At 40.0% G+C, this 12,338-nt stretch carries 14 protein-coding genes; 4 read left to right on the plus strand and 10 right to left on the minus strand.

What is annotated here, in order from left to right; translation table 11 throughout:
• Positions 1-33: 33 nt before the first annotated feature.
• Complete coding sequence (locus RV13_RS12385; RefSeq protein WP_010743780.1) at positions 34-642, plus strand: DUF2922 domain-containing protein; 609 nt, start codon at positions 34-36, stop codon at positions 640-642.
• A gap of 203 nt (positions 643-845) precedes the next feature.
• Here the strand turns inward: RV13_RS12385 and RV13_RS12390 are convergent, their stop codons facing one another.
• The 4 genes from RV13_RS12390 to RV13_RS12405 all read right to left on the minus strand — a co-directional run bounded on the left by RV13_RS12390 (position 846) and on the right by RV13_RS12405 (position 4,458).
• A complete protein-coding gene (locus tag RV13_RS12390) occupies positions 846-1,574 on the minus strand; it encodes a winged helix-turn-helix domain-containing protein (protein WP_010743779.1) in 729 nt (242 codons plus the stop codon).
• Positions 1,575-1,633: 59 nt separating this feature from the next.
• On the minus strand, positions 1,634-2,026 hold the full coding sequence (locus RV13_RS12395) for a GNAT family N-acetyltransferase (RefSeq protein ID WP_010743778.1): 393 nt from the start codon (positions 2,024-2,026) through the stop codon (positions 1,634-1,636).
• Between the two features lie 83 nt (positions 2,027-2,109).
• Positions 2,110-3,516 carry a C4-dicarboxylate transporter DcuC gene (gene dcuC, locus RV13_RS12400; protein WP_010743777.1) on the minus strand — a complete coding sequence of 469 codons (1,407 nt, stop codon included), beginning with the start codon at positions 3,514-3,516 and terminating at the stop codon, positions 2,110-2,112.
• A 21-nt stretch (positions 3,517-3,537) separates the two neighbouring features.
• On the minus strand, positions 3,538-4,458 hold the full coding sequence (locus RV13_RS12405; RefSeq protein ID WP_010743776.1) for a nucleoside hydrolase: 921 nt from the start codon (positions 4,456-4,458) through the stop codon (positions 3,538-3,540).
• Between the two features lie 227 nt (positions 4,459-4,685).
• Between RV13_RS12405 and RV13_RS12410 the strand changes: the two genes are divergently transcribed.
• Complete coding sequence (locus RV13_RS12410) at positions 4,686-5,549, plus strand: DUF6544 family protein (RefSeq protein ID WP_010743775.1); 864 nt, start codon at positions 4,686-4,688, stop codon at positions 5,547-5,549.
• Between the two features lie 103 nt (positions 5,550-5,652).
• Here the strand turns inward: RV13_RS12410 and RV13_RS12415 are convergent, their stop codons facing one another.
• The gene (locus RV13_RS12415) at positions 5,653-6,060 is read right to left on the minus strand and encodes a YjdF family protein (RefSeq protein WP_010743774.1); all 408 of its coding nucleotides are present in this window, start codon (positions 6,058-6,060) and stop codon (positions 5,653-5,655) included.
• Between the two features lie 552 nt (positions 6,061-6,612).
• On the opposite strand from RV13_RS12415, the gene spx reads away from it, so the two are divergent.
• A complete protein-coding gene (gene spx, locus RV13_RS12420) occupies positions 6,613-7,038 on the plus strand; it encodes a transcriptional regulator Spx (RefSeq protein ID WP_010743773.1) in 426 nt (141 codons plus the stop codon).
• Positions 7,039-7,949: 911 nt separating this feature from the next.
• On the opposite strand, the gene RV13_RS12430 is transcribed toward spx, so the two are convergent.
• The 5 genes from RV13_RS12430 to RV13_RS12445 all read right to left on the minus strand — a co-directional run bounded on the left by RV13_RS12430 (position 7,950) and on the right by RV13_RS12445 (position 10,410).
• Entirely contained in the window at positions 7,950-8,582 is a 633-nt protein-coding gene (locus tag RV13_RS12430; RefSeq protein ID WP_010743771.1) for a pentapeptide repeat-containing protein, read from the minus strand.
• Between the two features lie 64 nt (positions 8,583-8,646).
• Positions 8,647-9,186 (minus strand): GNAT family N-acetyltransferase, encoded by a 540-nt coding sequence (locus tag RV13_RS12435; protein WP_010743770.1) that lies wholly within the window; start codon positions 9,184-9,186, stop codon positions 8,647-8,649.
• A 164-nt stretch (positions 9,187-9,350) separates the two neighbouring features.
• Positions 9,351-9,518: a hypothetical protein gene (locus RV13_RS21035; protein ID WP_010743769.1), complete on the minus strand. Its 168-nt coding sequence runs from the start codon at positions 9,516-9,518 to the stop codon at positions 9,351-9,353.
• Positions 9,515-10,099, minus strand: coding sequence for a DUF1700 domain-containing protein (locus RV13_RS12440; protein WP_010743768.1), 585 nt, complete (start codon positions 10,097-10,099; stop codon positions 9,515-9,517). The genes RV13_RS21035 and RV13_RS12440 overlap by 4 nt, the downstream gene beginning before the upstream one ends.
• On the minus strand, positions 10,096-10,410 hold the full coding sequence (locus RV13_RS12445; RefSeq protein WP_010743767.1) for a PadR family transcriptional regulator: 315 nt from the start codon (positions 10,408-10,410) through the stop codon (positions 10,096-10,098). Before RV13_RS12445 ends, RV13_RS12440 begins: the two co-directional genes overlap by 4 nt.
• A 575-nt stretch (positions 10,411-10,985) precedes the next feature.
• On the opposite strand from RV13_RS12445, the gene sstT reads away from it, so the two are divergent.
• A complete protein-coding gene (gene sstT / locus RV13_RS12450) occupies positions 10,986-12,224 on the plus strand; it encodes a serine/threonine transporter SstT (protein ID WP_010743766.1) in 1,239 nt (412 codons plus the stop codon).
• Positions 12,225-12,338 lie beyond the last annotated feature (114 nt).

A 12,338-nucleotide genomic window follows, 5' to 3' on the forward strand; every position in this document is an offset into this window, starting at 1 on the left:
AAATACACGAAAAAATCAGAAAGGAAGAAAGCGATGTTCACATTAGATGCAGAATTTGAAAATAGTGATGGCAGATCCCAGCATTTGCGTATAAAACACTTTGATCCTACCAAGACAGGTGAGGAGATCAAAGCCTCTTTAACAAAATTAACCAAGCTGAACCTATTTGAAAAAAATGGCGTCGGCTTATTTAAGAAGGTTAAACATGCGACCTTGATTGAAACCATCGAGACAGAACTGTTTAATAAAACCCTCGATGAAGGATCAGAGACGGCACAACTGGAGAAAGAAGGGACACAATTAACAGATATAGCGGAAGAAAGCCCACAGACGGTGGATTTTGTTGTTCGAGAAGAAAGACCTGAGCCGGGGCTGCTGATCCAGCAAATCGAATTGCCGAAAGAAATAGACCCAAGAGAAATGACACAGGAGCAAGCACTGTCTTTGATTTCAGCGTGTATGCCGGACGCGTATACGTTGGAAAACATTCAGATAGAGGATAAGGAGAAACCAGCGCGGATAATCTTGACAGAAAAGCTGAAAGAAAAAGAGGTTTTAGCTCCTCACATCCAGCAGACACCGCCTGCTGTCCCTTCGAGAAAGCGAAAGCGACTACTTGAGCGCATCCGAAAACGAGAATAGTGTGCAATTCTGAATTCTTATCGAAAGTCCAACGTTGGGATAGGGTTTAAGAATAATATATATAAAATTGGAGCTTGTTTTTTGCCCGCTGTATCGGTGGGCTATTTGTGTTGGGATATGGCCGACTAGGAAAACGACACGTTAAAAGCGTTAATCCCTCTTTTTGAGTAAAAGGGGTATTAACGCTTTTTTTTCGATAATTATTAGTGATGACTTTGGTATCGAACCAAAGAAGTCCTAAAGAAGCTTTCAGCGATATAGTATTTGTTTTGTGCTAAGACCTTTCCATTTTTTGCGTAAAGATTTTCGGTCATCAGTACTAGGGTTTCGTCCTCGGCGAATTCCCGTCTGAAGCTGTCTGGTTTTCTTGATGAAATGGTGATGGTCAATTTGGAGTTCGCCACTTCATGGTAAATATCTGTCTCCAAAAATTGAATGATCTGTTCGCTATTGTCTAAATCTAAACCGAATGCCTCGATTGTTTCAGGTAATAAAATGGAAAAGATATTTGCTACGTTCAACTTATCCATTTTGTACCAAACATTCAATGTGAAGTAAGAGATGTCTTTGACTTCGAACAGTTTATCTGTGAACACACTGCTGGGGTTTTTAAAATAGTAAGCGTCTTTTTTAGTGATCTGCTCAATTGGGATCGTCAAACTATCCAAGATTGGACAACCTAGCGCACGAATTCCTTGATCATTTTTTTGTGTTTCTGAAAGATTAACAAAATGTCCTTGTCCGTGAATACTCGTTATGACCCCATCTTCTTTGAGTAGAGACAAGGCTGTACGAAGAGTAACCCGACTCACATTAAAATCAGTAGTCAATTGTTCTTCAGAAGGTAATTTTGAGCCGGGCGCAAACTGAGCGCGTTTAATCATTAATAAGATTTGATTATAGACTTGAACATATTTTGGCGTACGATGCATCTTCTTCACCATTCCTTGCATATAAATATAGTTGCATTGTATCACAAACCGTATTTACTTCATCTCATTGGATAAATAAATTCGATAAAGTTACCGAATTTTTCTCGACCAGGTATGAGATACTTTCGAGAAGGGACAAATTTTAAGCTTGTTAAAAGTTTTTGCATGGGAAGGTTAGAGTGGTTCGTACTAAGTCTTACTTCCATTATTTCCTTTTTGTTTTTTTCTTTTTGAAGGATATCGGTCAGAATGAAATGGGCGATTCCACTTCTTTGGTGTTGCGAATGGACTACCAATCGTTGAATCAGCGCAATAGATTCTTTTTCTGCTAGAGTGACACAGGCTTCATATTGTTCACCGTAAAGCCAGAGTTTCTTTTGCTCGATGTCCTGCAAGATCAGCTGTTTATTGGGATAATTTTCATCCCATTGGGTGATTCCAGTAATCTGCATCTGCCTTTTTCCATCATTGATCAGAGACACGACCCTTGAATAATCACTAAAATCAGCGATACGTTTAGAATAATGCATTTCGTTTATTGAAATAAGATGAGTGATAGGACTAAAGAAAGTACCACTCCGAAAATCATAGGGACCGAAGTTCTGCGAACGATCTGCATCGGTGACAGCTTCGTTGTTCCAGCGACAATCAAGATAACGGCTGCGACAGGAGACACGGCTCTTAGCAGATTTCCTGAAAGCTGCATAGGAATCGATAAAGCGACTGGATCAATACCTGCCGCTTTGGAAAGCGGAATCATTAATGGAATCATTGCAAACAACAAAGCTGTTCCGCTGCCGCTTAGTAAAACGATGACTGCCGTAAAGGCCACCATAATCACCGGCAGAAGAATGCCGGCACCGTTTATATTTTCCATTGTTTTTTGCACTAGCTCAATAATTCCGATGGAGGTTAACCCTTGAACAAAGACTTGCGCGGAAACTAATAGGGCAACGATACTCATGACACCACCCATACCATCAAAGAAATAGCTGGTTTCCTTTAAAACGGAATTCACCGAATGACGAGTCGAAAATTCCACCAAAACAGCAATAATGAAGCTTATCAAGCTGACGACTTGAACGCTGATATTCAAGGTAGTGCCCAAAACGAGATTCAATACAAACACGATCAGCAATAAAATGATCGGCAGAAGAGGCAGCGTACCGTAAACAAATGCTTGAAGACCAGTGTACGTAGTCTCAACCTCTGCTTTTGCTTCATTCACGTCATTTCCAGCGATTTCTTCTTGATAGCTCAGAGTTTCCTTTTGCTTAACATCTTCATGCTTTTGCCAAAAGTAATGAACAAGGGCAATGGCTAATAGAGTAGGGATTGAAACGAGCGCGTGACTCTTAAAAACATAATCTGTAACGTTTACATTTAGTAAAGAAGCAATCGCTACGTTGTCTGAACCTAGCGGTGTTGGGACGATCGTAGCAGATGTTCCAATAACTGCTGCGGCACTGAGACGTGACATCCCTGCAGAACGTAAAACAGGGTAAAGTGTTGCTAATAAGATGATGGCTAAATTTGAGGCGCTAGGAATAACTAAGGACAATAAATTTCCTATCAAGAAAACGATGGGAATCAAGATATAAATTGATTTGATTTTCGCGATGGGCTTTGTTAAAGCTTGTACAGTCACTTTGTTCGCGCCAATGTGATTCATATAAGCACTGTAGCCGCCTAAAATCAAAATAACAAACCCGGGACCAACTAACGTATTGGTAAATTGGTCAACGATCACTTGGAAGGGATCGAGTAAAAGTGCGCCGGTTGTTTCGCTTACCTCAAGCTTTCTTCCCATCAAGAGCGCAATATACATCAACACGACACCTAAAATTAGCAGGGTCATCTTTATATCATTTTTCTTCAATAGCATATAAATGAGAATTCCAACTGCTAGTATACCAACAAGACAAGTTAATAAGACATTCATACTTTTTCAACCACTCTTTCTTTACAAAGTTTTCGCAATAGCGTCAATAAACCATTTTTCAAACTGTTCTGGATCGACTTGGATCGCAACCTGGGCATTCGCCGGCAGATTCAAATAGCCTTTCAGATCAATCAAGGAGGCCCCGGTAGTTAAGACGCCTGTAGTTTCTATTTCCACTCGTGTTTTGACTATTTCGAACATGGCTGGATTCAGAATCAAGCCAACTGCTAAAGCATCATACATACTCAAGCCTGTTGCAAAGCTGCCGCCTCGATATTTTGAAAAGAGCTGATAAAACATGTAGCCGATTCTTCCAAGTTCTTTGATCCGCTCAGAGACCTCAGGCATAACTTTTGCTTGTCGCCCGACTTCCATAGGGGCGACTTGAATCGAAAGCCCGCTATCAAAAACAATCTTAGCCGCCTCAGGGTCAGCCGCAAAATTAAACTCAGACAATACGCCATAATTTCCTCTGCCTAAGCTGCCGCCCATGACAACAATCTCTTCGATTTTTTCAAAGTCCTGCGGATATAAATGTATATACAAGGCGATATCTGTTAACGGCCCGATTCCGATCAAGGTTGTTTTACCTTCAGCTTGATCAACAACTTCGTGCATGGCCGCTGCCGCTGTCAGGGATTGTTCCGCTGAAAGGGCAGGCTCGGGAAATGAATAGCCGTCCATGCCAGTTTTACCATGAACATTGCTGGCGTTGATGGATGTTCTTAATAAAGGACGATGGCTTCCTAATACAACCCGAGGTGTTTTTTGATATAACGTTAACAATTTTTCTGTGTTTACTTTGGTGTTTTCTAAGCTGACGTTTCCGAAGATCGGGCAGATCAATTTCACATCTAGCTGCTCGCTGAAAAGGGCTAAAGCAATGGCTACGGCATCGTCAATTCCCGGGTCTGTACTAATTATTACTGATTTCTTATTCATAAAATCCCTCTTTCTTTATTAGATTGAAACGTTTCCAAAGAAATAATACAACATCGTATCATTTAAGTCAACGTTGTATTAAAAAATACAACGTTGACTTTTCTATTCACCATATATTGATTGAATTTATTAAACATTCCTCTTGATAAAGGAAACTACGTCCTTGGGCGGATGGTTATTCTGATGATTTCGGTTATAGTAAGAGGGAAGGAAGGAGAGGACAATGAATGATGTTTCTAGGCTGCTTATTACTTGCTATTACATTAATCGTTCTTTATTTTTTTCTACCGGGTGGTACTGCCTGGAAAAAGTATTTGGCGGAGGTTGAATCTTCTTTTCGACAGGAACCAGTTTCAGAGGAACCACAAATGATTACTGAAGAGGCGATAGAGGAGCTGCCGCCACTGCTGCAAAAATACCTCAAGAAGAATGGGTACGTGAATCAACCATTGATGCAGAACATGTTTATTTGCTTTGGGCATACAAGGTTTCGAATAGCTGCGGACAAGGCGCCGATCCCAATTGAGTTTTGTCAGGTTAATTTTGTCGAAAGACCCGATCGCTATGCTTTCTTGAAGGCGCGGATGTTTGGGCTGCCCATCCAAGTGACAGATCAAGTCCAGAATGGTCGCGGCGCGATGATCGGAGTGTTGGCAAAACATTTCAAATTGTTTCACTCAACTGGACCGGAGATGGATCAGGGACAGCTGATTACATCCTTGGCTGACGCAGTTTTTCTGCCAAGCCTATTTTTACAGGATTACGTAACGTGGCGTACCCTTGACGAACGCACGATTGAAGGGACGATCAGATGGAATGGTGTGAGCGCAAAAGGGCGGTTTACCTTTGATGTTTCTGGGGACATTGTTCGCTTCGATACTGAGGATCGATACATGGACGAAAATGGAAAGGGCACCTCATTAGTCCCTTGGTTTGTTCTGTATGAAAATTACAAAAGCGACCAACTGTACCGCAGACCTGGGTGTGTCAGTGTTAATTGGAAGCTGCCAGAAGGAATCGATAACTATTTTGTTAGCGATCAGATTCAGGTGAACTATTCAGTTGATTTAGCGGAAATAAAACAAGCATAAACAGAACGAGGCATCACTCTCAATGACGAGAGTAATGCCTCGTTTTTTGTACTTTCTTTCAGGGAAATTCGCATAAAATCAGAATATTCCTAGAAAATATTTTTTAGTGTCCTTTATGCTTTTCGCGTTTTTTGACTTGCCTTTGCTGAAAACGAGCTTCAGACTCGGCGGCCTTTTTTTGCCGGCGCAGTGCTTTGCTATCTGCCTTTGTTTGCTCACGCAGATCACTGATGGCCCGTTGCGCTTTGGTCGAAATCACTGGCTGCCGCTTTTCACGATTGATCAATCGCTGCATCCGTTTCGGATTCACCTTTTTCTCAGGCCTCTTTTTCGCAGAGACAGTCCCTGACTGCTCCAGCAGATGAGGTAAGCGTGTTGCGATAAATGCGAAAATATCCGCATCCTTTGGTTCTGGACCAAAAACATATCGAATGGCTTGGTAATGACCGTCGAATTCAGTTTCCACCAAGCCGCACCAAAAACTGCCATCGAAGTAGATCGTCAACTTCATGATGACACCTCCCTTAAATGAATTTCAAGCAAGGGACAACCCGGGAGGGCAGGTTACTGACATTTTCATGCGGCGGACTACCAACCACCATGTGTTTTTATGCTTGTCTCCAGTCTACAAGGTTCAAAGGAAAATGCAAGGCTAGATTAACTAAACACAGAAGAAGCTACAACTATTGATGCTTATTACTCAGTAATTTTCCAAGGAAAAAATTAATCCTAATGTGATAAAAAAAGAGATTTGTTTTTCGATAATCATAATTTTACTTTCGAGAGAAATAATTGAGTCGATAATTGAGCGAATAAGTTGCTTTGTTATATACTAGGGGGTATCTCAAAATAAAGTCAGTATTATGAAGCTTTTTGACCATTTTTTAGATTTGGTTGAGCTGAATCACGTTATAAAAAGCCGATCTTTTTTTAATTTTTAGCGTCTCTCTTTTAACACTTTTTAAAATTTAGATTAACAACTGTGGAAATGTCCTGTATCGTAATAATTGTAGAATAACAGCGTATATTTAGAAAATGAACTTACGGAAAGGTGTTTTTAAAAATGATTAAATTATATGGCTCGACGAGTTGTAATTCATGTAGGAAAGCAAAAGCTTGGTTAGAGGAACAAGGTCTGGCCTTTGAAGAAAGGAATATGATCGCTGAACCGCTAACAAAAAGGGAACTTAAAGAAATTCTCGCACTGACTGAAACGGGGACAGAAGAGATCATTGCCACACGGTCGAAAGTATATAATAAGTTTTCTTTTGATTTTAATGATCTTACTTTTAACGAATTAGTAGCGGTTATTGAAGAGAATCCTACGTTACTTAAACGGCCGATTATTATCGATCAAACGAAATTACAGATCGGGTATAACGAAGATGAGATTCATCAATTTATTCCACGTGAAGTGCGTAAGGTTTATTCTAAAAAAATGATGGAAACACTGTTTTATATGGACATGGAAAAACAAAAATTTGCATAGTTTAAGGCTTTGGAGAAATAGAGTAGCCGCTTGAATAAATCAAGCGGAAGGTAAAACCGATTGATCAAAATACTGTGCCCCTCAATTGGAGAGATACAGCTCAAAAGTGAATGATTGAATAGTCGGCTAAGCCGCATCCCCACCAAAAAAGGTGACGGTGCAGTGTCTTTTTCTGCCAAGGTTTCATCAAGGAATAGCAAATGATGAAGGTTGGTGTTACACATTGAAAGGGGCTTATCATGACGACAGATTTTGAAGAAAGAGCCATCGAGACGATGCTGCAGGCGGGAATCAGCATGGCACACATTCAGGCACAAAAAAGAACTATTTTTCAAACGTTGCCTGTAGACAATTATTACAATAAAATTGAAAATAGTGAAGAGCCTAACTTAGAGATTCCGGTGAATAAAATTCTCGCGATGCAAACGACATGGCCTGTAGAGGAGAAGTCGGTTTATGATCTTTTTATGGGGAAAACAAATGATGGAAAAGACGAAGCAGCGTTCAAGGCTCATTTAGTATCGTTGAAGAAATACGGACTTGATTGTCAAATCGCGTTTTATGCCGGAAAGCAGAATCTTGACGGGAATAGACCGATTTGTTTCAATTATTATAAAGAAGATGATTGCTATATCCTGCAAAAAAATGGTGCCCACCGTACAATTGCTGCGAAGATGTTCAATGCGCCAGTCATTTCAGGTATCGTCACTACCTATGAACAAGATGAAAAGAAAAAAAAGCTTTATGAAGATTATGAATCCTTGAAGGAAATTCTGCGGTTAACAGACCTTAAAGGCATGACATTGGATTTCTTTGAAGAAAAAAAGAAATCTCAGAAAAAAATTCCTAAATTTTTTGAATTAAAAGCCCAGTATACTCCAGTTCAGACAGTGGAGTGTACTGGGCTTTTGTTACATATATCCTTCAGCTTCTTTCCGTGTCAGCCAAAAGTGAATGCCGCCAGTGGAGTCTGCCCAGCGATTGGGATTGAAATTTTCCGCAACAACGTATTCACCTACACGGTATACAAAATCCCCATCAACGTATGAAACGGCTTCGTCGTAATCCTCATTGGTGTACATATCCTTGATGGTCAAAACCTTCGCCTTATCACAGCGGCAGCAGGTATTCGTCGCAGAGGTTCTGCGGGCATCAGCTGGGATCAATAATTGTACGATCCGGTAATCAAAGCATTTTTTATAACCGATAAAGGGCCCTTCGGCAGGACAGTAAAGATCAAAAAATTGGGTTCGGTCGTCATGAATAATGCCCGTCAAGTCCGCGTGCTCCAGCATTGCGAAAAATAAATTCGCCCCCGAAATATCTGCTCCTTCCAGGCTGCATCCCTGAAAGTCGGTTCCTTGCAAAGAAGCGTCATGTAATATTGCCTCAGAAAAATCGCAATCAATACATAGACAATTGCTTAAATTCGCCCCAGTTAAATCTGCATTTGAGAAATTCACACGTTCAAAGGTCATATCATGAAAATTTGCCTGCTGCAGCTGACGAAAGGAGTAATCATGATTTTTTAAGATGGCAGTCATTTTACATCGCATCCTTTCTCAGAAGTCTTCTCATCACTATTTTAGCATCCTAGCAGGCGTGAAACTATCTTTTATCTGTTAAATCAATCCAATAAATCTGAACTATTTGGCCATCCTCATGGACAAACGTTTTTTCCAAAACCCCACCATTTTTTTGGATCGTTCGAGCAGATGGAACATTCTCTTCATAACAGGCGACCATGACCTTTTCAAGTCCCAGCATTTTACAATACTCTAAACCTAAACGCAGCATCTCCGTAGCATAGCCGTTTCCACGTTCAGTAGGTCGCACGCCAAAGCCGATATGTCCGCCAAACTCCCGTAAAAATTCATTCAGCTCATGCCGAATATCAATGGTACCGATGATTTTCTGATCCTTTTCCCTCACGGCTAGCAGGGTAGTAGCAACAACCCAATCAGGCGTTACAGTTGTTTTGCTGGATTGCTTGATCAAATGAGTCAGCCAATCGCTGTAACTTTCCATTTCTGTCAGCAAGGAAGAGCCATGTAAGGAATCTTCGCCTAAGGAGAAATGCTCCTGCATATACTCTAGAACTGCCGCTTCATGGTTCTTTTGGGGTGGAATAAGTGAGATCTTTTCCATGGGATTCACCTCTTTTTTTATCTTGCTGCTAGTTTAGCACGGTTCTGTTGAGAGAAGTAGTTCTTTTATACACATAAAAGAGTTTCTTCATTTGGATTTGAAGGATAGAGAACAAATAAAAAGAACGAATCCTCTTTATCTGAAAGAAGAGAATTCGTTCTTTGTTAATCATCGATATAGAAGCCGACAACATTGTACCAATGCCGCTCGTCCTGATACATATGGTAGCGGTCTGTTGAAAAACCAGACAAGGCATAGCCCAGCATCATCAGAATCACCCCGGCACCGATTAAATAGGTCGCGAGTTTTGGTAAAAGAAGTTTGGATTTCATACTTGGACCACCTTTCGTTGGAAAATATTGCGACGAATAATTCCCATCAAGCTGCGGTGCATATTCATGAAGACCGCGCTGAATTTATACGTCAGCCACATACATAAAAGACCGAAGCCGAATAAAAACATGCCTGCACCAAGCTGTGTAACCCCCATAAAGAATGAATCAAATAGAACAAAAGGACTTGTGAAGGCCGCAGCTACGCCGCCGATGATCGTTCCGGCTGATAGACAAGCGCCTGTAAAAGGGATACACCAGATCACGATGTCAATACTCAACAATACCAGAAAGGCCGCTAGTGCCAAACTGCCCCATAAAGGAAACCCTAAGATTAAAAGTGTGATCCATAGCCAACTGAAACGACGAGGTACCTTCACCTCTGTTGGGATACCTGCAGCTTCATAGGCCAACTGTTTTGGATCGCCTAATTTCTTGACAGCGGCCCGTTCAGAGTACCCGTCCTCCATTAAATCTAGAATCATTTCATCGTAATATTCAATCAAGCGATGGACTTCGCTAGGTCTGACTTCGTAAGCTAAATGATTACTTAATTCCTTAATAAACTCTACTCGATTCATTCTTCAACACTCCTTTTAATAAAATTGTGAACGGCTTCTACATCGTTCCATTCCTTTAAAAATTTCTGAATACTGGCAACACCTAAATCTGTCAGATGATAGTACTTTCGCAAACGCCCATTATGGACTTTGGAATAGGTGGAGACTTTTTTGTTGGTCTCCAGTCTTTTTAAGATCGGATATAGTGTTGACTCAGTAATTTCAAGATGGGGATGGATCTCTTTGACGATTTGATAGCCATAGGAATCGATCTCCACTAACGAGGCCAACACACAATACTCAATCAAACCTTTTTTCAATTGACTATCCATCAGCAACACCTCTTTATACGTTATACTATACATTACATAGTATAGAGGGACTATAGGACTTAAGGCGTATTTTCCGATTATTCAAAAAATAGCTACATCAAATGCTTCTTAGTGATATTTCCATGACATTGATAATAGAAAGGATACTGAAAAAGAAGATCAAGCAAGCGTCGTACATGAAAATCACTGATATCGAAAAAAGATTAGATCGTTTTTATAATTTAGAAGGAAAAAGATTTCGATGACGCATAAAATAATTTTAGGTAGAATTAAAACCAGTAAATCGCTTACGATATAGATAAGCCATTCTGTGAGTTAATATCAGCACATACTTCTAAAAGTAAAAAAATATAATTAGTTTTTGCCCCTGCAAAAATCGATTATTAAAACACTTGTAGCAACATATAACCGAGCTTTTTAGTTTTAATAAATTTTTTCATAGACTTTCTCCTTTCTAAGAATAATAGTAATTAGAAAATAGCTATATTCTAGGTTGTAAACATCTGCCTGTTCAATTAGAATTTAATTATCATATACTAGTATGATAATTAAAAATGGAAAAGAGGATACTTGTTTTGTTAGAATTTTTTAAACAACTTTCGTTAATCAAGCGAATTGTCATTGGGATTGTCGTGGGGGCAGTATTAGGGATTTTTCTACCTCAATGGAGCTTCATTGCAATACTAGGTAGTTTGTTTGTCGGGGCGTTGAAAGGGATTGCACCGTTATTAGTATTTGTATTAATCATGTCTTCGGTATCAAAACATCAAGCAAACACTCAAACTTTTATTAAGCCCATCATTTCTTTGTACTTATTTACTACTTTATTAGCAGCAACAGTTGCCGTATTGGCTAGTTATATTTTTCCTTTGACTATTTCTTTACAGGAAGTTTCTGGTTCTCAAGAGGCACCCAAAGCCCTGATCGATGTATTGACGACAATTTTGAATAATATTGTTCAAAATCCGTTACAGGCCATGATCGATGGAAATTACTTAGGGGTTTTATTTTGGTCAGCTTTAATTGGGTTTGCTTTGCGAACACGAAAAAATTCGGTAAAAGAAGTTATTGACGAATTCTCTCAAGCAATCACTGGCGTTGTTCAGTTAGTCATCGCGATGGCGCCCTTTGGTATTGCTGGACTAGTCTTTGATTCGGTCGCTTCAACAGGACTAGTTGGATTAACACAATATGGTCGTCTCCTGTTTCTATTGGTAGGGACCATGCTGGTTGTGGATTTGATTGTATATCCTTTAGTTGCTTTTGTGCTGATTAGGCAAAATCCGTATCCTCTTGTTTGGTTCTGCCTAAAAGAAAGTGCGATTCCGGCATTTTTCACTCGCAGTTCTGCAGCGAATATTCCAATCAACATGATGCTGGCAAAGCGTTTAGGGTTAACTAAAGAATCCTACTCAATTTCGTTGCCATTAGGTGCAACCATCAATATGGGGGGAGCTGCGATTACCATCTCGATAATGACTTTAGCGACGGTTCATACTTTAGGAATTGATGTCCCTTTTAGTCTGACTTTAATGTTATGTGTATTATCAGCTTTGGCTGCTTGCGGTGCATCAGGGATTGCTGGAGGTTCGCTATTATTGATTCCGTTAGCTTGTAGTCTTTTTGGCATATCTAATGATATTGCTATGCAAGTTGTGGGTGTTGGTTTCATTATTGGTGTGATTCAGGATTCTGTTGAGACTGCCGTTAACTCCTCAAATGATTTATTTTTTACTGCGATCGGTGAATTCTCAGATCTGCGTAAACGGGGAGAAAAAGTCGATTTAAAAGAACGATTGTCGGATAAACGGTAGTTTCATTCCTTTCATTTATTAGATTAGTGGACGGATGATAAACTGAATCAAGTTAGACAGGTTAATTAAATCAAAAAACCTTACTAAATGGGCTCTTTGTCAAATAGGACTGAT

The sequence above is a fragment of the Enterococcus raffinosus genome (assembly GCF_001886185.1).
GTDB lineage: Bacteria > Bacillota > Bacilli > Lactobacillales > Enterococcaceae > Enterococcus_A > Enterococcus_A raffinosus.

Bases quoted from the DNA above. Each gene is read 5' to 3' on its own strand.
- RV13_RS12415 (WP_010743774.1), bottom strand. From the start codon at position 6,060: ATGAAGTTGACGATCTACTTCGATGGCAGTTTTTGGTGCGGCTTGGTG.
- RV13_RS12405 (WP_010743776.1), bottom strand. From the start codon at position 4,458: ATGAATAAGAAATCAGTAATAATTAGTACAGACCCGGGAATTGACGAT.
- RV13_RS12390 (WP_010743779.1), bottom strand. From the start codon at position 1,574: ATGCATCGTACGCCAAAATATGTTCAAGTCTATAATCAAATCTTATTA.
- RV13_RS21035 (WP_010743769.1), bottom strand. From the start codon at position 9,518: ATGAAATCCAAACTTCTTTTACCAAAACTCGCGACCTATTTAATCGGT.
- dcuC (WP_010743777.1), bottom strand. From the start codon at position 3,516: ATGAATGTCTTATTAACTTGTCTTGTTGGTATACTAGCAGTTGGAATT.
- RV13_RS12440 (WP_010743768.1), bottom strand. From the start codon at position 10,099: ATGAATCGAGTAGAGTTTATTAAGGAATTAAGTAATCATTTAGCTTAC.
- spx (WP_010743773.1), top strand. From the start codon at position 6,613: ATGATTAAATTATATGGCTCGACGAGTTGTAATTCATGTAGGAAAGCA.
- RV13_RS12430 (WP_010743771.1), bottom strand. From the start codon at position 8,582: ATGACTGCCATCTTAAAAAATCATGATTACTCCTTTCGTCAGCTGCAG.
- RV13_RS12435 (WP_010743770.1), bottom strand. From the start codon at position 9,186: ATGGAAAAGATCTCACTTATTCCACCCCAAAAGAACCATGAAGCGGCA.
- RV13_RS12385 (WP_010743780.1), top strand. From the start codon at position 34: ATGTTCACATTAGATGCAGAATTTGAAAATAGTGATGGCAGATCCCAG.
- RV13_RS12395 (WP_010743778.1), bottom strand. From the start codon at position 2,026: ATGCAGATTACTGGAATCACCCAATGGGATGAAAATTATCCCAATAAA.
- RV13_RS12445 (WP_010743767.1), bottom strand. From the start codon at position 10,410: ATGGATAGTCAATTGAAAAAAGGTTTGATTGAGTATTGTGTGTTGGCC.
- RV13_RS12410 (WP_010743775.1), top strand. From the start codon at position 4,686: ATGATGTTTCTAGGCTGCTTATTACTTGCTATTACATTAATCGTTCTT.